Origin of the sequence: Streptomyces sp. NPDC051020 (assembly GCF_040683105.1) — a bacterium.
Lineage (GTDB): Bacteria > Actinomycetota > Actinomycetes > Streptomycetales > Streptomycetaceae > Streptomyces.
The window spans coordinates 1-3130 of the sequence record NZ_JBFBCG010000196.1 but is presented as its reverse complement, the minus strand read 5'-3'; the positions used below and the strand labels follow the sequence as shown (position 1 = coordinate 3130).

The 3130-nt window shown below is 69.2% G+C and carries 3 protein-coding genes and 2 pseudogenes; 1 reads left to right on the top strand and 4 read right to left on the bottom strand.

All coding sequences use genetic code 11. From position 1 onward, the window contains the following. Nucleotides 1-762: transposase (locus tag AB0N06_RS38480; protein WP_366139319.1), on the top strand; the 762-nt coding region annotated here is incomplete at its 5' end. On the opposite strand, the pseudogene AB0N06_RS38475 reads toward AB0N06_RS38480, so the two are convergent. The 4 genes and pseudogenes from AB0N06_RS38475 to AB0N06_RS38460 form a co-directional block, all read right to left on the bottom strand. Next, nucleotides 721-888, bottom strand: a pseudogene (locus tag AB0N06_RS38475) (alkaline phosphatase D family protein); the annotation flags it as partial. The gene AB0N06_RS38480 and the pseudogene AB0N06_RS38475 sit on opposite strands and share 42 nt — an antisense overlap. A gap of 13 nt (nt 889-901) precedes the next feature. Continuing rightward, nucleotides 902-1287 (bottom strand): annotated as a pseudogene (locus AB0N06_RS38470) (PhoD-like phosphatase N-terminal domain-containing protein); the annotation flags it as partial. Between the two features lie 84 nt (nt 1288-1371). Next, nucleotides 1372-2187, bottom strand: a complete 816-nt coding sequence (locus AB0N06_RS38465; protein ID WP_366139318.1) for a DsbA family protein — start codon at nt 2185-2187, stop codon at nt 1372-1374. Nucleotides 2188-2232: 45 nt separating this feature from the next. Beyond that, complete coding sequence (locus AB0N06_RS38460; protein WP_366139317.1) at nt 2233-2964, bottom strand: hypothetical protein; 732 nt, start codon at nt 2962-2964, stop codon at nt 2233-2235. Between the last annotated feature and the right edge of the window lie 166 nt (nt 2965-3130).

The window sequence follows — 3130 nt, the reverse complement described above, 5'->3', positions numbered from 1 at the left end:
GTCAACCAGCACCGGCCCGTGGCCGGCAAGGTCAAGACCGTCTCGGTCAAGCGCGAGGGCCGTAAGTGGTTCGTCGTGCTGACCGCCGAGCAGGACCAGCCCGAGCCGCTGCCCGCAACCGGCAGTGTGGTCGGTATCGACCTGGGCATAGCCAACTTCCTCGCCGACTCGCATGGTCAGTTCGTGCCCAGCCCGCGTCACGGCCGCAAGGCCGCCGCGAAGCTTGAAGCCGCGCAGCGGGCGCTCAGCCGGTGCAAGCGCGGCAGCAAGCGCCGCCGCAGGGCCGTGGAGAATGTTGCCCGACTCCACCGCAAGGTCCGCCGCCGGCGCCTTGACCACGCGCACAAGACCGCGCTCGGCCTCGTTCGCGAATATGACTTCATCGCGTACGAAGGCCTCAAGATCCGCAACATGAGCCGGGCCCCCGCACCGAAGCCCGACCCTGATCAGCCGGGCAGCTTCCTGCCCAACGGGGCCGCGGGCAAAGCCGGGCTGAACCGATCGATCAACGATGCCGGTTGGGGGGTGTTCCTGACGATCTTGACCGCCAAGGCTGAAAGCGCCGGACGGACAGTGATGGCGGTGGACCCCCGCAACACCTCCCGGCGGTGCCCCGCATGCGGCCACACCGCCAAGGAGAACCGGCCCACCCAGGAGAAGTTCCACTGCACCGTGTGCGGCCACATGGCGCACGCCGACACAGTGGGCGCCCTGAACGTTCTACGGGCCGGGCTGGCCCGTCGCGAAGCCCAACCGGCATAGCGAGAAGCCACCCCCTTCAGGGGGTGGAGGAGTCACGTGGATGTCACCGGTCAGGAAGACCGTGTTGCGGATCGACCGGTCCCGCAGATGCGCGATCAGTTCCTTGCGGTCGTCTGTGTAGCCGTCCCACTGGTCGAACCGGGCTCAGCCCCCGCACATCGGCCTTGACGGTGTGGTCGGAAGAAGCCCTTGCGACGGTCGCGCCCCGGGCGAACTCCTTGTCCTCGGCGACCTCCCAGCGCACCGCCGTGTCGGCGCCACGGCCGGAGCCGGGTACGGCGTCAGGTGTCGGGGTGACGCGGGTCCACAGGAGTATGCCGTCGGGAGGGGGCACCTCCCATGCCCTTGAGGCTATGGGGGAGGGTCGCCGGAGGCGACACCGTGCAGGAAGGCGGGGCCGTCGGCGGCGCGGGCGCTGGTGGTGGTCCCGAGCGCGGGGGCGGCGACGGCGGTGGCGGCAGCGGCCTTCACCAGGGTGCGGCGGCTGGGGGCGGGAAGGGACGGAGAACGGTGTCGACTGGTCACGAAGGGAAACCCTACTGGCCGGTAAGCGAACGGGCAGGCGAACCAAGGAAGTTCGCCCGCCCGTAAGGAAACCGCTGCCGGTTGTCAGCCCTTGAGTGCCTTGTCGATCGCGGTGTTGAAGTCGGCGACGGTCATCGGGGCGTTCTGGCTGCCCTCGCTGGTGAGCGTCTTGCCGTCCATCTTCAGCGTCGGGGTGCCCCTCACGCCGCTCTTGTCGAACGCCGCGGACATCTTCATCGCCCAGTTGTCGTACGTGCCGTCGTTGACGTCCTTCTGGAACGCCTTGTTGTCCTTCAGCTCGTCCACCGTGTTCGCGACCTTGATCAGGTACGAGTCCTTGGCGAACTTGTCGTCGGTCTCCTCCGGGTGGTACTTCGCGGAGTAGAGCGCGTACTTGTAGTCGAGGAACGCCTGCGGGCTGACGTTGAGCGCCGCGCCCAGCGCGCTGAGCGCGTTCTTGGATCCCTCGCCGTTGCCGTTGTTGTCGATGAACGTGGCACCGATGAACTTGATCTTGTACTTGCCGGCGTCGACGTCCTTGTGGACCGTCTCGCCGACGGTCTGCTCGAACTGGCCGCAGATCGGGCAGCGCGGGTCCTCGTACAGTTCGAGGGTCTTCTTGGCGGTCGGCTTGCCGATGACGACGGTCGTGCCGTCGGTGCCCGAGGTGTTCTTCGGCGCGGTGACGTTCTTCGCGTCCTTGGCCGCTTCCCAGTGACTGGGCTTGTTCATCTGCATCACGGCGTAGCTGACGCCGCCGGCGATCGCCAGCACGGCGACGACCGAGACGCCGACGATCACCTGCTTGCGAATCTTGTCCTTCTTGGCCTGGCGCTCGCGCTCCGCGCGCAGCCGCTCACGGGCGGCTGCCTTGTTGGCCTGGCTGTTGCGATTGCTCATGGCTGTTTCTCCGTGGTGTATGGGGTTGTCAGGAACTGTCCGGGCTCAGGCGATGGCGCAGGCCGAGCGCGGCGGTCCCCTTCGTCCCACGGAGTGGACGAGGAGTCGGGCGTGCGCGAGCAGGTGCGAGCGGTACGGGGCGGGCCGGGCGGCACGCCGTACGGAGCGGCGGACCGTACCCGCCACGGCGACCGCGATCAGCAGCGGCCGGAATGCAGTGGCGGCGACCGCCCGCAGCAGACCGGCGAGCGCGGACTCGCCGCGCCGCAGCCACGCCGCGGCCAGCAGACCGACCGACACATGGGCGGCCAGCAGCAGCCACGGCACAGCGGGACCGGGAGAGGCCAGCAGGGCGGCGACACCATGTCCGGCATCGGTCACGGAGGCAAGCGGGGTGCCGGCCGCGCCGACCCCGCCGAGCTGCGCCCCACCGGCACCGACCTCGCCGCCGCCGCACAGGACATCGACACCGACCGAACGCAACGGACCCGCGATCGGGCCGCCCGCCGCTCCGTAACAGAGGTGCTGGCCAGTGGTGAAGACCGTGTCCGCGGCCAGCTCCAGCGGCACCAGCAGCCCGGCGATCGCGCCGAAACCGCGCTCCCGCCCTGCCAGCGCGTACGCCACGGCGAAGACCAGACCGGCCAGCCCGCCGACCACGGTCAGCGGCAGTGGGACCTGGGAGAGCAGCACATGGGACGCAGTGGAGAGCGTCACGACGAGCGCTGTGAAGAGCGCCGCGCGTACGACTCTGAGCTGCGTCCCGGAAATGTCCATCGCCCGAGAGTGTGCCATGTGAACCTGTCAGCGCCGCCTAAAGGGGGTGTGGCACCGCGAGGAGACCCAGGGCGTGTTTCGAAAGTCCCGCCTGCCGGGCGGCGTCTGGCACGCACGCTCGCTGCGTTGTCGGGTCGCCCCGATACGACCGGTATCGGGGCGACCC